This window comes from Streptococcus sp. 3167 (assembly GCF_013277175.1).
Lineage (GTDB): Bacteria > Bacillota > Bacilli > Lactobacillales > Streptococcaceae > Streptococcus > Streptococcus pseudopneumoniae.
In genome coordinates, this window is sequence record NZ_VMML01000113.1 from 1 (window position 1) to 2,524 (window position 2,524).

2 protein-coding genes are annotated in these 2,524 nt (G+C 41.5%); both read left to right on the forward strand.

From position 1 onward, the window contains the following. Window positions 1-341 precede the first annotated feature (341 nt). Window positions 342-1,319 carry a Gfo/Idh/MocA family oxidoreductase gene (locus HT678_RS11155; protein ID WP_000915857.1) on the forward strand — a complete coding sequence of 326 codons (978 nt, stop codon included), beginning with the start codon at window positions 342-344 and terminating at the stop codon, window positions 1,317-1,319. Next, a complete protein-coding gene (locus HT678_RS11160) occupies window positions 1,316-2,398 on the forward strand; it encodes a DEAD/DEAH box helicase (RefSeq protein ID WP_000837546.1) in 1,083 nt (360 codons plus the stop codon). The genes HT678_RS11155 and HT678_RS11160 overlap by 4 nt, the downstream gene beginning before the upstream one ends. The last annotated feature ends 126 nt before the right edge of the window (window positions 2,399-2,524 follow it).

Below are 2,524 nucleotides of genomic sequence, written 5' to 3' on the forward strand. Positions count from 1 at the left end.
TGTTACTTCCCTCCAAAATCGTCACATTTTTTGCTGGCAAGTCCAGCATATCGCGAATAAATTGACAAGTGATTTCTGGATTGCTAAAAATTTTCTTAGCAACCAAGTCGTTGGTCGGGCTAATGCCCGGATGTCTTAGAATCATCCTTCTCCTCCTTCTATTATAGCACATTTTTTAATCTAATTTGCTAGATTTGATGCTTCTATCTATTTATTCGTAAAAGAAAGCTTTTCTTCAGAAGAAAGCTAATCGCTTATTTGAAATTTTTCCCCTCTGTTGGATAGTCCCGTCTATCTATGTTATAATAAAAGAAGGATTTAAAATCAGAAAAGGAGTATTTATGCTTAAATTAGGTATCATTGGCACTGGCGATATCAGCCACCACTTCATAGAAGCAGCCCATGCTAGTGGGAAATACCAGCTGGTCGCAGTCTATTCTAGGAAACTTGAAACCGCAGCAACCTTTGCTTCTCGCTATCAGGATATCCAACTATTTGATCAATTAGAAGACTTCTTCAAGAGCTCCTTCGATGTAGTCTATATTGCCAGTCCAAACTCCTTGCATTTTGCTCAGGCAAAGGCTGCCTTGTCTGCAGGTAAACATGTCATTCTTGAAAAGCCAGCTGTCACTCAGCCACAAGACTGGCCGGATTTGGTTCAAACAGCTGAAAAAAATCACTGTTTTATCTTTGAAGCAGCTCGTAATTACCATGAAAAAGCTTTCACTATCATCAAAAACTTTTTAGCAGACAAACAAATTTTGGGGGCAGATTTCAACTATGCCAAATATTCTTCCAAAATGCCTAACTTGTTGGCTGGGCATACGCCCAATGTCTTTTCAGAGCGTTTTGCTGGTGGAGCACTTATGGATTTGGGGATTTATCCTCTCTACGCTGCCGTTCGTCTCTTTGGAAAGGCTGAGGACGCAACCTACATGGCTCAACAGCTTGACAATAGCATGGACCTAAATGGAGACGGTATCCTCTTCTACCCTGACTTTCAAGTTCATATCAAGGCTGGGAAAAACATCACTTCCAATCTTCCTTGCGAAATTTACACAACAAATGGAACCTTGACCCTCAACACGATTGAGCATATTCGCTCAGCTATTTTTACCGACCACCAAGGCAATCAAGTCCAGCTCCCTATTCAACAGGCTCCTCATACGATGACTGAGGAAGTCACTGCATTTGCACACATGATTCAGCAACCAGACCAGACACTTTACCAGACTTGGCTGGATGATGCAGGCTCTGTTCATGAGCTACTATATACCATGCGCCAGACTGCTGGCATTAGATTTGAGGCAGAAAAATGAAAAGCAAACTACCTACTGAATGGCAAGAACTAAGTGACCAACTCGGTTTCCAAGAATTTACCCCCATTCAAACTCAACTATTTGAGCCCATTCTTGCAGGAGAAAATCTTCTAGGAGTAAGTCCAACAGGAACCGGTAAGACCCTAGCTTACCTCCTACCAAGTCTTCTCAGACTACAAAAGAAAAAAGCGCAGCAACTCTTGATTCTAGCACCAAATACAGAGCTTGCTGGACAGATTTTTGATGTATGTAAAACGTGGGCTGAGACTATCGGCTTGACTCCCCAACTCTTCTTATCAGGTTCGAGCCAGAAACGCCAGATTGAACGCCTAAAAAAAGGACCAGAAATTCTGATTGGAACTCCTGGACGTATCTTTGAACTCATTAAATTGAAAAAAATCAAGATGATGAATGTGGAAACCATCATCCTGGATGAATTCGACCAATTGCTAGATGATTCTCAGATTCACTTTGTTGAGAAAATCACTCACTACGCACCGCGTGACCACCAACTGGTCTACATGAGTGCCACGACTAAGTTTGACCAAGAAAAGATTGCGCCAAACACACGTACCATTGATCTCTCTGACCAAAAACTGGATAACATCCAACATTTCTATATGCAGGTAGACCAACGTCACCGAGTGGATATGCTACGAAAACTAGCTCATGTGGAGGATTTCCGCGGTCTGGTCTTCTTTAACAGCCTATCAGACCTTGGAAGTGCAGAGGAAAAATTACAGTATCGGGATATCTTGGCTGTTTCTCTCGCTAGTGATGTTAATGTCAAATTTAGAAAAGTCATCTTAGAAAAGTTTAAAGACAAGCAACTAACCCTGCTTCTAGCAACAGACCTTCTGGCACGTGGAATTGATATCGATAGCCTAGAATGTGTCGTAAACTTTGATATTCCTAGAGATATTGAAACCTACACTCACCGTGCTGGCCGTACTGGCCGTATGGGCAAGGAAGGTTATGTTATCACTCTCGTCACTCATCCAGAAGAACTTAAAAAACTTAAGAAATTTGCGAGCGTACGTGAAATTGTCTTGAAAAATCAAGAACTCTATATTAAATAAAGCCCCATCGCTCTATACACATCCAGTGTATGGAGCTTTTTATAAGCAATTCAATTTTATACTCTTCGAAAATCTCTTCAAACCGCGTCAGCTTCGCCTTGTCGTATGTATGGTTACTGACTTCGT